Raw genomic sequence first — 17,878 nt, 5'->3', positions numbered from 1 at the left:
ATGCGCACTACCCTAACACTAGTTAGTTCATATGGATGCTCCACATGCTTGAAACTTGGCCTTTTGCAGCAGTTTGGTTGATTGGGTGGCTGACCAGTTTGGTCGCGCCGCCAAAAATGCTATGGCAAGTTGCCAAGCTCACCTCGCTGAGCGCATTGTTGTGCGCGTTGATGTTGGTCTTGTTTTCAACGTTTAGTGCGGCGCCGGCTGATCGGGTCGGGCTGGTCGTGATTGTTCTTGTTGCCGTTTTAGGTTGGGTAGTCACACGCTTTGCCAAGCACTATTTGCAGGGTGAACCCAACCAAATCATGTTCATACAGTTCACTTTATTTACCCTCGCCAATGTTGGTTTGATTGTGGTAAGTGACCACTTACTACTGATGTTGCTCGGTTGGTCTTTGACTAGCGTAGGGCTACATAAGCTGTTGTTGTTCTATCATCAGCGCCGCGCCGCGCAAATTGTTTCGCACAAGAAATTCATAATCAGCCGCCTTGCTGATGTGCTGCTATTGATGGCGGTAGCGTTAACTTATATCGATGTGGGCTCGCTGAATCTTGCGGATATTAACGCCCATGCGGCGGGACAATCTGAACTTTCTGTGTGGCTTGAGCTTACCATGGTGCTGGTTGCCTTGGCGGCGATTTTAAAAACCGCGCAGCTACCACTACATGGCTGGCTGATTCAAGTGATGGAGGCACCCACGCCTATTTCTGCGTTATTGCATGCTGGCGTTGTGAATCTTTCCGGTTTTGTTTTATTGCGTATGGCACCCTTGTTGGCGTTAAGTGATATTGCGCAGACGTTATTAGTGGTGGTGGGTAGTTTGTCAGCGGCGTTAGCGGCCATGGTGATGCTCACGCGCATCAGTATCAAAGTACGTTTGGCTTGGTCGACCTGCGCACAAATGGGCTTCATGCTGATGGAAATCGGCCTTGGTTTGTACGAGCTGGCGCTACTGCATTTAGTTGCCCATTCGCTTTATAAGGCTTATGCGTTTTTAAGTGCAGGCGAGGCTGTCGAGCAAGCGCGCCTGCAACGGTTACTGGAGCCGACTTATAGTGTCACACGTAAACACCTTTATTTATTGAGTCCGTTTGTCAGCGCCGCGGTCATCGGCCTGTCATTGGTGGTTTGGCAATGGGTGCTGCCAGAATTTCATGTCAGTTGGGTCGCTCTGATCATTTTAACCATCGGTTTTGCACCGCTGTTATGGCCGCAACGTGATATGAGCGGCGCGTTGTTTCGCCTCGGATTGCTTCGCGTGTTGTTGCTCACCCAACTCTATTTTATCTGGCATTTACTGTTTGCCGCCGCCGTGCCGAGCCATGGCGATCCGCATCTTGCGCTAGTGATTTGGGTGGCGTTGGTGTTTGTTGCGCTGTTTGGTCTTCAGTTGCTAGTACAACTCTATCCACAGCACAAATGGTCGCGACGCTTGTATCCGTGGGCCTACAATGGCTTTTACCTCGACGAACGTTTCACCTTAATCACGTTTAAAATTTGGCCGCTACCGCCGGCGCAGACAGATGCTTCGAAGGAGGTTATTTCATGAGTCAGGCGCAGCAAGATTTACGCACTCAAGTTGAAGCTGCTGTCGCGGCTGCGTGCGCGCACATTGCGCCGGCTTGGCCATTAGATCAGATGATTGCGGTGAACCCATATTGGGGGCGCTCGCATCAGTCGTTTTCGAAAGCGGCGAAATTACTCGAGCTGACAGCGGCATCACCTTTGTCGATGCGCAATGACTATTATGCGCAATTATGGCAAGACGGCGTGATTCAAGAATCGCATTTGCAGCAGGCGATGGACGAACTGGCTTCTGAGCATTCAATGACGCACCTAGTGAGTTTTGTTGGCGGCAAGAATTACAAGCCATTGGCGTTACCGTTATTGAGTGATTGTTACGACAAGACGCGTGATTTGAATCACGAGCCGGGTTGGCACGAAACGGTCACGTTTCAGGTATCGCAGTTTTGTGCGGCCTATTTTGATGAATACCAGGCGGCGTGGCATCCGCATAAAGATGCACCGCTGTACGCGAGTTGGCTCAACGAAGTACGTCATGATCGAAGCGTGCGCGTGTTGATGCATAGCGATGATTTGATTGCCCGCGCCGATGCCATGCATAGCGACCCTATTGAGCAATTGACGCAGGTACTACAGCCATTGGATATTCCGCCCGAGCAATGGGATTTGTGGCTGGAAACGGTGCTGATGCGGGTGAGTGGCTGGGCCTCGGCGTGTGCTTATCGCGCTTGGCAAGCAAATCTGCGTGGCGAGTCGGATACAACATTGATGGAGCTATTAGCGATTCGAGCGAGCTGGGAATGGCTGGTGGATAGCGGCGGTCGCGAAGATGACAGTGTGTGGAAGCGCTGGCGCGCGCTGTGGGATAAAATTGGCGATTATGATTCGTTGTCGCGCAGCAAACTTTTAGTCTGGCAACGGGCACATGAATTCGCCTATCAAGAACAGCTGGCGCAGGTGTTGATGCAGAAGCCTGCGGCGGTTTCAGAAGCACCAGAAGTGCAAGCGTATTTTTGTATTGATGTGCGCTCAGAAGTCTTGCGTCGCCATTTTGAGGCGCAGTCCGATGGTGTGCGCACCGGTGGTTTTGCTGGATTTTTCGGCTTACCAATTGATTATACGCCGCTTGGTACACACAGCACCCGCGCCCAGTTACCCGGTTTGTTGGCGCCCAGTTTAAATGTCACCGATAGCAGCGGTGATGCGACACAAGATAAAACGTTAGCGCAAATTCGCCGCGTGAAACTGCAAGAAAAAGCAAGTTTATGGCCATTTAGTAACGTCCCGGCATCATCGTTCAGCTTAGTTGAAACGCTGGGCATGAGTTATTTAGGTAAATTGCTGAAAGCCAGCTTTTTCAAAGCAGATAGCAGCGGTTTAGATAAGCTAGGTTTGTCGGAGCAAGCGTGTTGCTCGGTGCGGCCGACATTGAGTGTGGATGCCGAAGTACTGTCGGAGCGCGTTGCACTTGCTGCCAGCGTGTTAACCGGTATGGGGTTGACGAAGGATTTTGCACCCTTGGTGCTGTTGGTTGGGCACGGTAGTACAAGCCAAAATAATCCGCAGCGGGCGGGGCTTGATTGCGGTGCATGTTGCGGCCAAAGCGGTGAAGTCAACGCGCGTGCGCTGGCGCAATTGCTGAATCATAAAGATATTCGTCGCGGCTTAGCAGAGCGCGGCATTGAGATTCCGAAAACCACGTACTTCATTGCCGCATTGCACAACACAACCACCGAAGATGTCACGTTGTATGATGCTGATTCGGTTCCTGCCAGCTGGCAATCGCAGCTTGCGAAAATCGAGTTGTATTTGGCGCGCGCGAGCGATGCGGCGCGTTTAGAGCGCGCGCCGAGTTTAGGGTTGGAGCTGGTTGAGGCGAGCCTTGAGAAACGCCGTGCAGCATTTGTGCGCCGCGCTTATGACTGGTCGCAAACTCGCCCAGAGTGGGGCTTAACCAACAATGCTGCTTTTGTGATAGCGCCGCGTGAACGTACCCGTGGGCTGTGTTTAGAAGGGCGTAGCTTTTTGCACGACTATCACCCTGAGCGCGACACTGATGGTGCTGTTTTGACGCAAATTATGACGGCGCCAATGATTGTGACGAATTGGATTAACCTTCAGTATTTCGGCTCAACCGTTGATAACCTGCGCTTCGGTAGCGGCAATAAAACCTTGCACAACGTAGTAGGCGGCCGTTTGGGTGTATTCGAAGGTAACGGTGGTGATCTTCGTATTGGCTTGGCTTGGCAGTCGATTCACGATGGCCAGCAATATCGTCATGACCCTTTGCGCCTCAACGTTTATATCGATGCGCCAATGGAGCGTATCGCCGCGATTGTCGCGGAACACGAGATACTTCAGCAACTTATCGGGAATGACTGGATCTATATTTTCCAACTCCTCGAGCCCGGTGCTCCGCCGCAGCGTTTTAAGCTTTAAGAGAGGTGCAGTCCAAGGACTGCACCTCACCTCCTACACACCAATGTCATAAAGCTGTGGTAAACTCGCGGCATGATTACTTAGGCAAGAATTAGGCGAGAAACATAGATGAAACAGCTAGTTGGGGTGTTGTTGGCATTGGCTTGTCTGCAGGTGCAGGCGGCAGAAGAGCAGACGGTGGTGTTGATTTCAATTGACGGTTTTCGTCACGATTATATTGAGCTTCATGGCGCGCCAAACATTGCCAAAATTGCCGAGCAAGGGGTTCGTAGTGAGGGTTTGGTGCCGGTTTATCCATCCAAAACATTCCCGAATCACCTTTCAATTGTGACCGGCCAGTATCCATCGAATCATGGCATTGTCGACAACAACTTTTACGACACCGAACGCCAACAACGCTATAAAATGGGCGATGGCGTTAAAGACAGCACTTGGCTTACCACATTGCCAATTTGGAACCTCGCCGAATTTCAGGGCGTCAAAGCCGCGACGTTTTTCTGGCCGGAATCAGAAGCGCGCATCAATGGTCGTACGCCAAGCTATTACTTCAATTACAGCACGCCAACACCGAATCGCCAGCGCGTGGATCAGATGGTGCAATGGCTGAAGCTTCCTGAAGCTGCGCGTCCGCGCCTGATTACCGGCTACTTCTCCATCGTTGACACGATGGGGCACCGCTTCGGGCCCGAATCACATCAGGTGGCAAAAGCTGTGAAACACGTGGATGAGCTTATTGGCGAGTTGTGGCAGCGCATTCATGACGAAACAGACGTGTCGGTGAATCTGATTTTGGTCTCGGACCACGGTATGTCGCAGATTACTGCGAAAGATATGATTGATGTGAATGAGCTTAATATCAATGAAGAGCTATTTGAAGTGGTCAATGCGCAGACGCGTTTAATGATTTATCCAAAAGAAGAGACGACTGAGCAACAGACACAAGAGCTCAAACAACGATTGATGCAACAAACCGCTCAGTTTGTTGTTGAATCAGAGCAACAACTGACGCAACTTGGCGTCACCGATGGTCCGCGAAAACCTGCGATTGTGCTCGGCACCCAAGCGCCCGCAACGTTTACGACACGGCCACAAGATCAGCGCAAAGATGGCGGCACCCACGGCTTTCACTCCAGCCGTGACATGGATGGTTTATTTATCGCAACCGGCCCAGCGATTAAACAGGGCGGAGAATTAAAGCGCTTCAGCAATATTCATATTTATCCGTTTATGGCGAAGCTACTTGGCCTTGAAATCATGACAGAAATTGATGGTGATGCTGCTGTGTTAGCACCGATTATTCAGTAGCTTTCGGCTCCAACGATTTCATCATAATGATATCCCGCTGGGGGTCATTCCCCAGCGGGAACACATGCGAGCCAACCTCAACAAATCCATTTTTCTTATAAAAAGCGATGGCCCGTGGGTTATGCTCCCAAACCCCAAGCCATATCACGTCGTTACCTTTACGCTGCATGGCAGTCATAGCGGCTTGCATCAAATCTTGTGCCACGCCCTTGCCGTGCCAATCCTTATCCACATACAAGCGTTGTAGCTCGCCCGCTGAATTTGCCTCAACACAATCGGGTGTATTGCCCCAACGCAGTTGAACAAAACCAATCAGGTGCCATTCATGTGTCGCGAGTAAGGTTAACCGGTTGGGGTCTTTAATTTCAGCCAGCTGTAGCGCTTCACTGTAGGTCGCCTCGCAGTGCAAGCGCATATTTTCTTCACTGTTATCGTCAGCAAACGTATCGATAAAGGTCTGTCGCGCTAGGTCCGATAGGCGCGCGGCATCTTCTTCAGTTGCTGTACGAATATGTGCTACCGACACGCCTCGACTCGCTTGACCATCTGCTGAACGGGTAAAATTAGGGTTGGTTTTTTCTTCGTGCTCCATCAGTAACAACGTAAGGTAAATTTTTGTTGGTAATGACAGCACTACGCCAAAAGCACTGAGCGCAGCACCTAAGATAAATCCTTGATGGCCGATGTCGTCACTGGCAAACGTTACGGCAAGCACAATGTGTCCACAAACGAGAAGAGTGAGGCCCAATATGATGGCACTTCTGAGCAACTTAACTTGGGTTGTTTGGTTCATGATGCATCCGCAGTTTATTCAATACAATTGCTATAAAATCATGAATTAACATTTTGAGCTAGTTGTTCACAAAGTTAATTCCATTTCGGTAAAAACACCGCTAGGATATTTCAAACAGTCAAACGAAGTAGCGCTATGAAATTTTGGCATAAATACCATCCTGATATTGATGCGGCAGACCCTCGATTTAAACAAGTTTCTTTGATTTACAGCATTTTGCTGATCATGATTGCCTATTTTGCCATTATTGGCACGCTCAATATCACCTTGTTTTATGCCCCTGAAATTGCCTTTTTTGATTATCTCGGATTAGTTCTTGCGCTGATTATTTTTCGTTTTGTGAGCCGTGGTGGAAACTTTAAAGTTGCGAGTTGGGCGGTTATTGTTTCCATCGCCGCCGTCTTGTTAGCTTTCGTCCACTTGGCAGAAGGGCGAAACTACTCCCTCATGTGGGTTACTATTTTACCGCCATTTGCATTTTTCCTTTTAGGTAGGCGCAATGGCTCTTGGGTCAGTGCAATCATTCTTGTGTACTGTAGTTGGTATCTATATCAGCTGATTCAACAGCAAGTCACCGCTAATCTTGGCCTCGGTGCACTCTTTAACTTTATTGAAGTAGCGACTGCGCAGGTATTTTTGTTTCGCTTTTATGAAAACTCGCGGCAAGAAGCTTATGATCAATTACAAAAAACCGCGATTACTGACCCGTTAACGAAAGTTTATAACCGTCTGCACCTCGATAACACGCTCAAATCGCTTGTTGCGCAAGCGAATCGCTCGCATCAAGCCGTGTCAATTCTGCTGTTGGATGTCGATCATTTTAAAGCGGTGAATGACAAGTACGGGCACCTTGTTGGCGATAAAGTTTTAATCAGACTCTGCGACGTTGTACGTGAAACTGTGCGTGAAACGGATGCCGTTGGTCGCTGGGGTGGCGAAGAGTTTCTAGTTATTTGTCCAAATACCGATCAACAGCATGTTGGTCAGCTTGGTCAGCGTATTATTGAGAATATACGTGCCGAGGCTGTCGAAAAAGATGTTCATATTACGGTAAGCATTGGCGCTGCGACCTATAGCCCCGGCGCGACCGATTCGATTGATCGATTATTGTCATCGGCGGATGAAAATCTTTACCGCGCTAAGCGCGGCGGACGTAATCAAATTGTTGGCGGTTCTTGAATCACTCGATATTGACCCGAATCACAAACTTTAATAACGAGAATGCCGCAACTAAGAATAGCCATAAAAACAATAAACTTTCGTCGTGTGCGAGTTTCGTCCAAATACTGTTTTTCAGAATAATATCTTCCGATTTATAACGTTGAATAACACCTGCATCTCCTTTGCCATTGAAGGTCACCTGCATGCCCAGTGAATCATCTACGAATATAAATCCAGAGCTTTGAATCGATGGGTTTTGAATAAAGAACTTGTCACCTAACTCAAGCGCATATGGCTCAGTTTGATAATACTGCCCTGACCAAGCGCCTTTATCAGAAATAGCGACAGAACCATCATGTAGAATTGGTTCGCGTGCTGACGCTTCTTTGACTTCGCCACCTATTGTCATCACGCCATCAATGGGTAGCGTATAACTATTATTGGCAGAAGCCTGTAGCTCAAATGCTTCGCAATCACTTAATTCAATGCGCTGATTATCCGTTTGAATATATCCCACTGGGGCGAGCGTCGCGGAACTTAAAGTTATCCACACTGACTGAGTGCCGATACGCTCAATATATACCGAAGTATCTTGTGCAACTTGAAGTTGTCCAGAAATGAAAGATGTTTCGCTACCGCATTGTGCATAACGCGTCACATTTTCTAATTGCCAGGGCACAAACGCACTGTTTTGAAATGAATCGATGGTGATGATTTCGGAGCGCGCTGTTACGTTATATAGCGTATCGGGCGTGGTGATAAAGCGAAGTGAAATAACGACAATGTAGGCCAACAGCAACCAAAATAAGCCAACCAAAATATGTAGTAACCAACGCCACGGGCTTAAGCTGATGCGGTCACGAAACTCTGTTGCGGTATACGGTAAATCTTCGTTCGTTAAAAAAATACCAAACAAAAACTTAGCCGTTTTTCGAAAAATATTTTTTAGAGTGAGACGCTTCATCGAAATAACTCGACTACTTCATCAGGTATTGCGCGCAAATTTCGACGCTTAATGACAATGCGCATTGCCGAATCCGTGTTTATATTTTGCAATAAGCATTCTTTGTCATACGAAACGCGATAATTACTACGTAAATCTTGGCACTTTACGGACTTATTTGGTGCTTCATTACCAGTATTAATCAGCGTAGCAACATCCCGGCGAGCATTACTGCGAAGAAATACCGCGATGTTGTTCATCGATTTTGGAATACCCCAAGCGCCCACCACGTAATTGCCGTTGGTGGCATTGCAATCGGCTTGAGCAGCAACCAATAAACCGAGTTCACCGGGTGCGAATTCTTCCAATTCATCAATGTACTGTGTTGGAAATTCGATACGAACTAAACCGTCGACGGATTCGGTGAAGTTATATTGATATTGCGATTTGTAACGGCCATCGGCACTACTCACAAACACACAAACAGCCCCCTCATAGGGGCTTGGGAAATAAATGTGCGGTGCAACTTGGTAATCGACGTCGGTAAATTGGAGGCCTTTTAAGAACTGCCCAGAAACCTTTACCGTTTCGCTGTATGATTCGGTAAAACCGCTGACCTGATTGGCTTGCGCAATGCCCACATTCGCAGTGAACATCGCCAGTGTAAGTAGATGTTTAATCATAATCGAACAACTTGATGGTGTAATTACCATGGCTACTAATACCAGTTAACCGAATGATATGAACGTCTGACGATAGCGGTGTAAAAACAATGCGATATTCGTCGTCGGAATAAAATTCGCCGGAATATCTTCGTTCATTGGTTTCATCAAATATTTCCAATCGGAATCTCATTCTCTTCGAGTGTCGCTCGAACTTGAAGTCGATAGGCGCATTGGCCGTCATCATCATGCGGTATTCTGCGACAGCATTTGTTGCAAGCTTGCCTTCGATAACGTCACCAGCAGTCACGACATTTTGTGGACTTTTCAGTACAGCGTCGGTCACCCATTGATCGATTTGAATATTTGCTGTGCCGTAACTACTTAACCCAACGATTTTAATTGTATACGTGTCGTTATTAGGCGGAGTGAAGGCATAAGAATAATTATCGTCAGAATAAAAATCATAATCTTGCTGCACTTCACCTTCACTATTCACGACAATAATCTTGAATCTAAACCGTTGTCCTGGAACTTTTTTCAAGTTGAATTCGATGGGACTATTTGATTCGCCCTTAAATCGATATTCAGCAACAGAATCCTTTGCAACCTTCGGTTCTATGGTTGTTGGAATCGTGATTGTATTACCTTGCCCTCTCAGCTCTGAATCAAAGGCAAAATCATTCATTTTAATGTCGAATTCACCAAATGAGCTCAGTCCGACGAGGCGAACGATATAAACGTCAGACTTGGGCGGCGTAAATGCAAAGTTATATGGGTCATCATTATAAAAGTCGTAATCAAGTAGCATATTTTCGCGGCGATCCATAATTCGAATCGAATACCGCATGCGATTACCCTCGTTAGCCTTCAACACAAACTCAATCGGACTATTCTCGAGCATTTTAACTTCATGATCTTTGATTTGGTTTTGCGCTAAACGACCGGTTAAATGCGAATTCGTTGTCACCTCAGCATCATCCGCTACTTTAGCATCATCCGTCACTACTGATACGTCAGCTGTGTCTTCGACACCGAAATGCTCATCCAGCATTTGAGTCAATGCGTCGGCTCGGTACACCACACCACCCTCGTCATCAACCTCAAGTAAAACACCAGCAGCTTGGTCAGCTACAAATAAAATACTGCCACTGTAACCTTGTTTAAATGGCTCATCTGCGCGCTCAGGTTTTATCGCTAAATACTCTGTTTCATCAATTGTATTAATCACGATCTTGGACTGTAAAACGCTGCCGTCAGCTAACCGCGTTTTAAGCACACCGGTTTGATAAACGTCGAGTAACTTCTTCAAGTCAGTGACTTGTAGAAATGTATTTCGATTACATTGCGCTTCAGGAATGTTGGATTCTAAAACGGCCATATCGACGTCGAACACGTGCTCTAAGTCAGCTGTGAAGTACTGTCGTGTTGGCAGCATAATATTGGCTGTTTGGGCATCACCGAGAACATGCTTCGGCGTTACAACATAGCAGGTGCCATTTACTAAATAATTGAATCCTTGGCCGACATTAAAATCTGCGGAAACCAGTACATCGGAGCTGTAACTGTTGGGGGAGAATAAAGATAAAAGGCTAATAAAGCTTAATGAAGCGATTGTTTTTGTTGTTTTCATAGCGATGCTTTTGTTTGACGTTTGCACCTTTATAGTATTTTTTTTCGGCAAACGTCAACAAAACGTAAACAATTTAGCGGGTGCCGAAGATCTTATCGCCAGCGTCACCTAAGCCAGGAACAATATAGCCGTGTTCATTAAGATGTGAGTCAAGCGCCGCGGTGTATATGTGGATATCTGGGTATGATTCAAGCACCTTATCCACACCCTCGGGCGCAGCGACTAAAACCAAAACACGCACATCTTTGCAGCCATGTTGTTTGAGCATATCAAGCGTTGCCACCATGGTGCCGCCAGTTGCCAGCATCGGGTCGATCACGAGAGCGGTACGTTGGTCGATGTCTTTCACTAATTTCTGGAAATAAGGGACGGGTTTTAAAGTTTCTTCATTGCGATATAAGCCAACGACACTGACCTTTGCGCTCGGAATTAAATCGAGAACGCCATCGAGCATGCCAATTCCCGCCCGTAAGATTGGAACCACCGTCACCTTCTTGCCTTTGAGTTTCTCAACGTTGATGGCTTCGCCACTCCAACCGTCAATGGTATGCGGCTCGAGTTCAAAATCCTTGGTCGCCTCATACGTTAATAAGCTACCAAGTTCGTTGGCAAGCTCGCGAAAGCTTTTAGTAGAAATATCAGCTTCGCGCATCAGCCCAAGTTTGTGCTGCACAAGCGGATGTTTAATGACGTGTAATGGCATTGGTATTCTCTTTTAGTTAGAAACGTAGTTAACTAATTTTAACGCATGGTCGATGAATTTCCTTTGAATTATTCAAAGTAGTACTGTGATATATGTAAACAAAAGAGTCATAAATGGACAATATCCGTGGCTGAGGGTATTAAATAGTTATTACAGAGCTAAGGAGTAGCCATGAAAATTCAAAAAATCTCACCTCTTAAAGATAGGCCTCTTAGAAACCCGGGTGAATCGCTTGAGCGGCGCTTGATTGATCTTATGTTTGACAAAGTCGGCTTCTATTTGGGGCTCGCTTTTACTTTTACCTTTTTCTTAGGAAATATATGGTGGATTTGGTACAAAGAAGAAATTCCAAATCCGATTACTTTATCCATTATTCTCGTTCCAATCATTCTGTTTTGTATCTTTAAGATTTACCAAGCACTAAAAGAAGCACAGAAGCTCAAACTAGGTCGTGATGGCGAAAAAGCAGTTGGTCAGTTTCTTGAACGCTTGCGCCTCGATGGTGCCCAAGTATTCCATGATATTGAAGGTGAAAACTTTAATCTCGATCATGTCGTTATTCACCGCTCCGGTGTGTATGTGATTGAAACGAAAACCATGTCGAAATTATCAAATTCGAAATCGGTACTGTTTTACAACGGTAAACAGATTTTAATGGGTGGCAAACCACTACAGTCAGATGCGGTTAGCCAAGCGAAAGCAGCCAGCACTTGGCTTCATAATCTATTACATGAAAGTACTGGTAAGCGATTACCAGTTAAAGGTATCGTAGTATTTCCGGGTTGGTATGTGAAAACGACTGAATTAGGGCGATCTGCTGATATTTCGGTCCTTAACCCTCGAGTTTTGCCAAATTACATTGGTAAGGCGCGTCAGCAAATGTGTGATGAAGATATTCATCTTAGCGCGTATCATCTAAGCCGTTATATCCGTACGAAGTAGAGGTGGGTTGTGAAGAAGTTTATCGGGATATTGCCGTTGTTTCTATTGCTTGGCTGCGAATCAACTGACTCGAAGCTACCGTCGTTTGCTCAAACTTCGGCGCAATCCTCGACGATTCCTAACGACCCAGCTTTAATCGCCAAAGGCGCAAAAGTATTCAAATATCGCTGTTCTGCCTGTCACAGTATGGATGCTAACAAAAGCCAATTTTTCGGCCCACATCTTGCGGATTTAATTGACCGAGAAATTGCCACAATCGATGGCTATACTTTTCCTGAAACCACAAAACAGCATGACATTGTTTGGACGGAATCAACCCTTTACGAGTGGTTGGAAAATCCACAGCAAATGGTTAAAGATATGTGCATGCCATTTACCGGCTTACCCAAAAAAGAAGACCGCGATGCGCTTATGGCGTACCTCAAATATGGCGGCTGAGCCCGCGAATTTACTGAGAAAACAGCAGTTTCGATTAATCTAATCGAATTTTCCTGTTTGTAGTTCCCTCGCAGAATCGATTATTTCTACTATAGTCAATTTGACTCAGAAACGGTCCCTTTTGGAGGAATCATCTCATGTTCAAGAAATCAATCCCGATGCTATCGGCTGCAGCGATTGCTGTTACCATGGCATTTTCATCAGGCGCGATGGCAGCTCCTGATAGCAAATCACAAATGTTCTGGTGGCCAGACAAACTCGATTTAAGCCCACTTCGTGATCACGACGTTAGCTCTAACCCAATGGCCAATTTCGACTACTCAGAAGCTGTCAAGAAAGTTGATTTTGATGCAGTTAAGAAAGACATCGAAGCCTTAATGACTAGCTCTCAAGACTGGTGGCCAGCGGACTACGGTCACTATGGTCCGTTCTTTATTCGTATGGCTTGGCACGGTGCGGGTACCTATCGTATTCATGATGGTCGTGGTGGTGCAGGTGGCGGTCAACAGCGTTTTGAGCCATTGAACAGCTGGCCAGATAACGTGAGCTTGGACAAAGCGCGTCGTTTGTTGTGGCCAATCAAGCAAAAGTACGGCAACAACTTGTCGTGGGCTGACTTAATGGTCCTTACCGGTAACGTCGCGCTGGAATCAATGGGCTTTAAAACCTACGGTTTCGCAGCGGGTCGTGAAGACGATTGGGAACCAGATGAAGTTTATTGGGGCCCAGAGAAGAAATGGTTAGCGGACGAGCGTTATAGCGGCGATCGTGAACTTGAGCGTCCTTTGGCTGCAGTTCAAATGGGTCTAATTTATGTCAACCCAGAAGGTCCAAACGGTAATCCTGATCCATTGCTTGCTGCAAAAGACATTCGCGAAACATTCGGCCGCATGGCAATGAACGATGAAGAAACTGTTGCTCTTATTGCTGGTGGTCACACCTTCGGTAAAGCACACGGTGCACACAAGCCAGACGAATGTTTGGGTGAAGCTCCTGCTGGCGCACCAATCGAAGAGCAAGGCTTAGGTTGGAAAAACAAGTGTGGTAAAGGCCACTCTGAAGATACTATCACTTCAGGCTTAGAAGGTGCATGGTCAGTAAATCCAACTGCCTGGACTACGCAGTATCTTGATAACTTGTTTGGCTTTGAGTGGGAACAAACACGCAGCCCAGCTGGCGCCATTCAGTGGATTCCAAAAGACGGTCAAGCGTCAAACTTGGTTCCAGATGCGCATATTCCTGGCAAGCGTCATGCACCAATCATGTTCACGACTGACTTGTCACTGAAGTTTGACCCTGAATATCGCAAAATTGCGAAGCGTTTCCATGAGAACCCAGAAGAGTTCGAATTGGCGTTTGCAAAAGCTTGGTTCAAATTGACTCACCGCGACATGGGCCCGCGTGCACGTTACATCGTGGACACTTCGCCAAAAGAACCTTTGATTTGGCAAGACCCAATTCCAGCGGTGGATTATGAGCTGATCAATGACCGTGATGTTGCGAATCTGAAGAAGAAAATTTTGGATTCAGGTTTGTCAGTGTCTGAGTTAGTGCGCACTGCATGGGCTTCTGCGGCAAGCTTCCGCGGTACCGATATGCGTGGTGGTGCAAACGGTGCTCGTATTGCGTTAGCGCCGCAAAAAGATTGGGCGGTGAACAATCCAAAAGAGCTGAAGAAGACCTTGGCAACGTTGGAAAAAGTCCAAAAAGACTTCAACCGTTCATTACCAAAAGGCACGCGTGTATCGTTGGCTGACGTGATTGTGTTGGGTGGTGCTGCAGCGATTGAAAAAGCAGCGAAAGATGCGGGTTACACTGTGTCTGTACCATTTGCACCAGGTCGTAACGACACCACACAAGAGTGGACCGACGATTCATTTGATGTGTTAGAACCGAAAGCTGATGGTTTCCGCAACTACTACACCAAAGATGTGATGATGTCACCAGCCGAAGCATTGGTTGAACGCGCTGACTTGTTGACCTTAACGGTACCAGAAGTGACTGTATTGGTAGGTGGTATGCGTGCGTTGAATGCGAACTACGGTGGCTCGAAGCACGGCGTATTCACTGACCGCCCAGGCCAGTTAACGAACGATTTCTTCGTGAACTTGTTAGACATGGGCACTGAGTGGGCACCGGCCAAAGGCCAAGAAGGTGTTTACGAAGGTCGTGACCGCAGTTCAGGTGAATTGAAGTACACTGCGACGCCGGTTGATTTAATCTTCGGTTCGAACTCAGAGCTTCGCGCAATTGCTGAATTCTATGCACAGAGCGACACAGATGAGAGATTTGTGAATGACTTTGTGGATGCATGGGTGAAAGTCATGCGCCTTGATCGCTTTGACATGAAGTAATTAAAAAAAAGTTAAAAAGGGAGCTGATTGCTCCCTTTTTTTGTGCCAATAATTATCTAAACTAAGAAAAAAGATAGAGAGATTTAGAATGGAACGTCGTCGCAATGATAGAAGATTGCATGCAACCGAGCGTTTAACGACACGGCTTCTTCTCCGTGTTAGTGCTTGGGCGATTGGCCTGGTCATTTTCGGTTCAATCGTGACGTTCTACGTTGTTTACCAAAACGCACAGCATCAGTTTATGCGTGATTTGAACCGAGACGTTGCGCAAAAAATAGAACGTAATCAACGGTTCTTTGAGCGTATTGAAGCATTTGGTGATGTGCTGGCCGAACGATTTGTGCAGCGCTATGAGTTTTATAACGACACCAACTCGCTGCGTTATGAGCAGGCGGTCGATGCGTTTGATGCATGGTATGAAGAAACATCACCCGGTGTGCTGCGCTTGCCCGTCACATTTCACAGCGGTACAACCATCGATAACACGCGTTTTGAGTATTTGTCAGCGTTCGTTGGGCCGCGTCCGCAACCGATGACATCCGAGTTGAAGTTACGCTCAACGGTTGCGCTGAGTATTCTGAACGAATTAGGCCCTGCCTGGCAGCATGTGGTGACCAATACGCATTTTTCCATGCCGGAAAATATCTTAATGCTGTACTCACCCGATCAACCTTGGGGACTGCTCGCAGACAAAGATCTCGTTATTACCAATTACTCGGTCGTAAAATCCACCCTGCAAAGTGAAAACCCTGAACGCAAACCCAATTGGACCGGCTTGTACTACGATATTACAGCAGGATATTGGACCATTACGTATCAGCGGCCAATCGATTATGCTGGGAAGCATCTTGCAAATGCGAGTTTCGATGTGGGCATCAGCCAATTGCTCGCTGATCTGACCCAACGGCAGCGTCCAGATGCCGAGCACTTTGTTCTGAACAGCCGAGGGCAATTAATTTCTGCAACAAATATCGCGTTTGATCTTGTTCAAGAGCAAGCGTTGCTGACGCCTGAGACGTATCCAGATCCGGCATTTTTAAGTATTAACGCGAAAATTTTAAGTGGAGAACTCAGCGCAGACACGTCGACGTTGGATGATTTTTTCGAGGACCATGTTGTTACGTTCCAACGCATCGATAACCCGAACTGGTGGTATGTCACCATTTATCCAAAATTGAATATACAGCGTGAGGCGGCTGTTTTACCTGTACGGCTAATTATTGGCGGTGTTGCGCTGGTGTTACTCGTGCTGATGGTCGTTTATTTACTGGTTCGCCGCGACGTGAGTAAACCGCTCACGGAAATGGCTCACGTGGCCTCCATGATGGACGCCCGTAACTACAAAGACGTTCTTTCAGGCGAAACTTTAAAAGGTAAATTAAAGGGTGAAGTGCGCTATGCTTTGAATGCCTTTGTGACCATGGCGAAACGCTTTATCAAAGCACAAGAGCAACTTGAGGAAAAAGTAGAACAGCGTACTCGCGAGCTTGCGCGAGCAAATAAAATGCTTGAAGCTCTCGCCAATATGGATGGCTTAACCGGCCTAATGAATCGCCGCGCATTTGATCGTGATTTAGCACAGGCATTGCAGCCAGACAGCGAGCCGTCGTTATTGGTTTTGGGTGATCTCGATAGCTTCAAAGCATATAACGATAATTATGGACACGAAGCCGGTGACCAGGCGCTGCAAAAAATCGCGCAATATTTAATGAATGCTTGCGAGCAAACCAATGTGTACAGATATGGCGGCGAAGAGCTGGCGATAATCTTGCCGCAGCGACTTATTACTAAACAACCGGAGTATATTGATAACCTGCGTAGCGGTATCACGCAGCTTGGTATTGAACACAATCATAGCGCTTCAGGAATTGGCGCACTCTCAATTAGCTTTGGTGTTGCACCGATTAAACCGGGGCAATCCGCAAGTGACGTCATTCGACTGGCTGACACCCAGTTATATTTAGCGAAGCGTCGCGGCGGGAATAGAACCGTCATGGCAGAAGAGTTGTTAAAAGAATAAGATACGAATACTCAACCGACGTTTGGAGATTCATGCATGGCGCGTTCAACCATTGAACAATGGCGTATGTTTAAAGCAGTGGCTGATTTTGGTGGCTTTCAGCAAGCCGCCGATCACGTCCACAAAAGCCAATCGACGGTGCACCATGCGGTGAATAAATTAGAAGAGCAGCTGGGCGTGCAGTTAATTGAGGTGCATGGTCGCAAGACCGCAGTGACTCATGCCGGCCAGCAGCTTCTTCGCCGTATTAATTACTTGCTCGCTGAAACTGAACGACTTGAAAACGTTGCTCAGAATCTTAAGCAAGGTGTTGAGTCAAAGCTTGCAATAGCGGTGGACGAGGCATTTCCGAAAGACGTGCTCTATCAAGCGTTAGCTGAAGTTTCGAATGAATACCCGATTGTCCACCTTGAAGTCATCGAAACAATATTGACCGGTGCCAACGAGCTTTTGAACAAGGGCATGGCAGAAATCGCATTGTCGCCATTTACCCTCGCGAACGAACTCAGTGAAGACTTATGTCAGCTGGAATTTATTGCGGTTTGCGGTGCGCAGCATCCATTGGCGCAGAAGAAAAACGTGACGCCAGAAGATCTCAAACAGTATCGTCAAATTGTCCTTCGTGATTCAGGCGTTGAGAAAAAGACGGATATTGGTTGGCTCGGTTCTGAGCAGCGCTGGACGGTGAGCCATTTAGCAACCTCTATCGAGCTCATTCAGAAGAACCTCGGTTTTGCATTTTTACCCCGCCGCGCGATTGCAGAAGCGTTGCAATATGGTCTTCTTGTGCCCATTCAACTCAACCGTGGTGGCACTCGCACCACTAACTTTTACCTTAATTTCCGCGACGCCGAAACACTTGGGCCCGTCGCCCGTAGCTTTATTGGACATGTTCGATACCTGACAAATTAATCCATAAAAACGCTATTGCGAATCATTCTTATTTGCATTAGGATC

General features: G+C 47.0%; 14 protein-coding genes. 9 read left to right on the top strand and 5 right to left on the bottom strand.

Going from position 1 to position 17,878, the window contains the following annotated elements:
- The first annotated feature begins 44 nt into the window (after nucleotides 1-44).
- From CWI82_RS09350 to CWI82_RS09340, 3 genes are all read left to right on the top strand, one after another.
- Nucleotides 45-1,553 (top strand): NADH-quinone oxidoreductase subunit L, encoded by a 1,509-nt coding sequence (locus CWI82_RS09350; RefSeq protein ID WP_165383914.1) that lies wholly within the window; start codon nucleotides 45-47, stop codon nucleotides 1,551-1,553.
- Nucleotides 1,550-3,967, top strand: coding sequence for a YbcC family protein (locus tag CWI82_RS09345; RefSeq protein ID WP_130203333.1), 2,418 nt, complete (start codon nucleotides 1,550-1,552; stop codon nucleotides 3,965-3,967). The genes CWI82_RS09350 and CWI82_RS09345 overlap by 4 nt, the downstream gene beginning before the upstream one ends.
- Before the next feature lie 108 nt (nucleotides 3,968-4,075).
- Nucleotides 4,076-5,272, top strand: coding sequence for an alkaline phosphatase family protein (locus tag CWI82_RS09340; protein WP_130203332.1), 1,197 nt, complete (start codon nucleotides 4,076-4,078; stop codon nucleotides 5,270-5,272).
- Here CWI82_RS09340 and CWI82_RS09335 read toward each other — a convergent pair.
- A complete protein-coding gene (locus CWI82_RS09335) occupies nucleotides 5,262-6,065 on the bottom strand; it encodes a GNAT family N-acetyltransferase (RefSeq protein ID WP_199286261.1) in 804 nt (267 codons plus the stop codon). The two genes, CWI82_RS09340 and CWI82_RS09335, sit on opposite strands and share 11 nt — an antisense overlap.
- 135 nt (nucleotides 6,066-6,200) lie before the next feature.
- Here CWI82_RS09335 and CWI82_RS09330 point away from each other — a divergent pair, with 135 nt between their 5' ends.
- Entirely contained in the window at nucleotides 6,201-7,244 is a 1,044-nt protein-coding gene (locus CWI82_RS09330) for a GGDEF domain-containing protein (protein WP_130203331.1), read from the top strand.
- Nucleotide 7,245: 1 nt separating this feature from the next.
- Here CWI82_RS09330 and CWI82_RS09325 read toward each other — a convergent pair whose 3' ends face one another.
- The 4 genes from CWI82_RS09325 to upp all read right to left on the bottom strand — a co-directional run bounded on the left by CWI82_RS09325 (nucleotide 7,246) and on the right by upp (nucleotide 11,167).
- Nucleotides 7,246-8,190, bottom strand: coding sequence for a hypothetical protein (locus CWI82_RS09325; protein ID WP_130203330.1), 945 nt, complete (start codon nucleotides 8,188-8,190; stop codon nucleotides 7,246-7,248).
- Nucleotides 8,187-8,852, bottom strand: a complete 666-nt coding sequence (locus CWI82_RS09320) for a hypothetical protein (protein WP_130203329.1) — start codon at nucleotides 8,850-8,852, stop codon at nucleotides 8,187-8,189. Before CWI82_RS09320 ends, CWI82_RS09325 begins: the two co-directional genes overlap by 4 nt.
- On the bottom strand, nucleotides 8,845-10,464 hold the full coding sequence (locus tag CWI82_RS09315; RefSeq protein ID WP_130203328.1) for a serine protease: 1,620 nt from the start codon (nucleotides 10,462-10,464) through the stop codon (nucleotides 8,845-8,847). Before CWI82_RS09315 ends, CWI82_RS09320 begins: the two co-directional genes overlap by 8 nt.
- 73 nt (nucleotides 10,465-10,537) lie before the next feature.
- Nucleotides 10,538-11,167 carry a uracil phosphoribosyltransferase gene (upp, locus tag CWI82_RS09310; protein ID WP_130203327.1) on the bottom strand — a complete coding sequence of 210 codons (630 nt, stop codon included), beginning with the start codon at nucleotides 11,165-11,167 and terminating at the stop codon, nucleotides 10,538-10,540.
- Nucleotides 11,168-11,338: 171 nt separating this feature from the next.
- Here upp and CWI82_RS09305 point away from each other — a divergent pair, with 171 nt between their 5' ends.
- From CWI82_RS09305 to CWI82_RS09285, 5 genes are all read left to right on the top strand, one after another.
- Nucleotides 11,339-12,109 carry a nuclease-related domain-containing protein gene (locus CWI82_RS09305; protein WP_130203326.1) on the top strand — a complete coding sequence of 257 codons (771 nt, stop codon included), beginning with the start codon at nucleotides 11,339-11,341 and terminating at the stop codon, nucleotides 12,107-12,109.
- Between the two features lie 9 nt (nucleotides 12,110-12,118).
- Nucleotides 12,119-12,547, top strand: a complete 429-nt coding sequence (locus CWI82_RS09300; protein WP_130203325.1) for a c-type cytochrome — start codon at nucleotides 12,119-12,121, stop codon at nucleotides 12,545-12,547.
- Between the two features lie 158 nt (nucleotides 12,548-12,705).
- Nucleotides 12,706-14,901 carry a catalase/peroxidase HPI gene (gene katG, locus CWI82_RS09295; protein WP_407681429.1) on the top strand — a complete coding sequence of 732 codons (2,196 nt, stop codon included), beginning with the start codon at nucleotides 12,706-12,708 and terminating at the stop codon, nucleotides 14,899-14,901.
- 88 nt (nucleotides 14,902-14,989) lie between these two features.
- On the top strand, nucleotides 14,990-16,921 hold the full coding sequence (locus tag CWI82_RS09290; RefSeq protein ID WP_130203323.1) for a diguanylate cyclase domain-containing protein: 1,932 nt from the start codon (nucleotides 14,990-14,992) through the stop codon (nucleotides 16,919-16,921).
- Between the two features lie 36 nt (nucleotides 16,922-16,957).
- Nucleotides 16,958-17,833 (top strand): LysR family transcriptional regulator, encoded by an 876-nt coding sequence (locus CWI82_RS09285; protein ID WP_130203322.1) that lies wholly within the window; start codon nucleotides 16,958-16,960, stop codon nucleotides 17,831-17,833.
- Nucleotides 17,834-17,878 lie beyond the last annotated feature (45 nt).

Source organism: Pseudidiomarina tainanensis (assembly GCF_004214835.1).
Classification (GTDB): Bacteria; Pseudomonadota; Gammaproteobacteria; order Enterobacterales; family Alteromonadaceae; genus Pseudidiomarina; species Pseudidiomarina tainanensis.
Note: the sequence above shows the minus strand (reverse complement) of the source record. Positions and strands in the feature narration are given on the sequence as shown.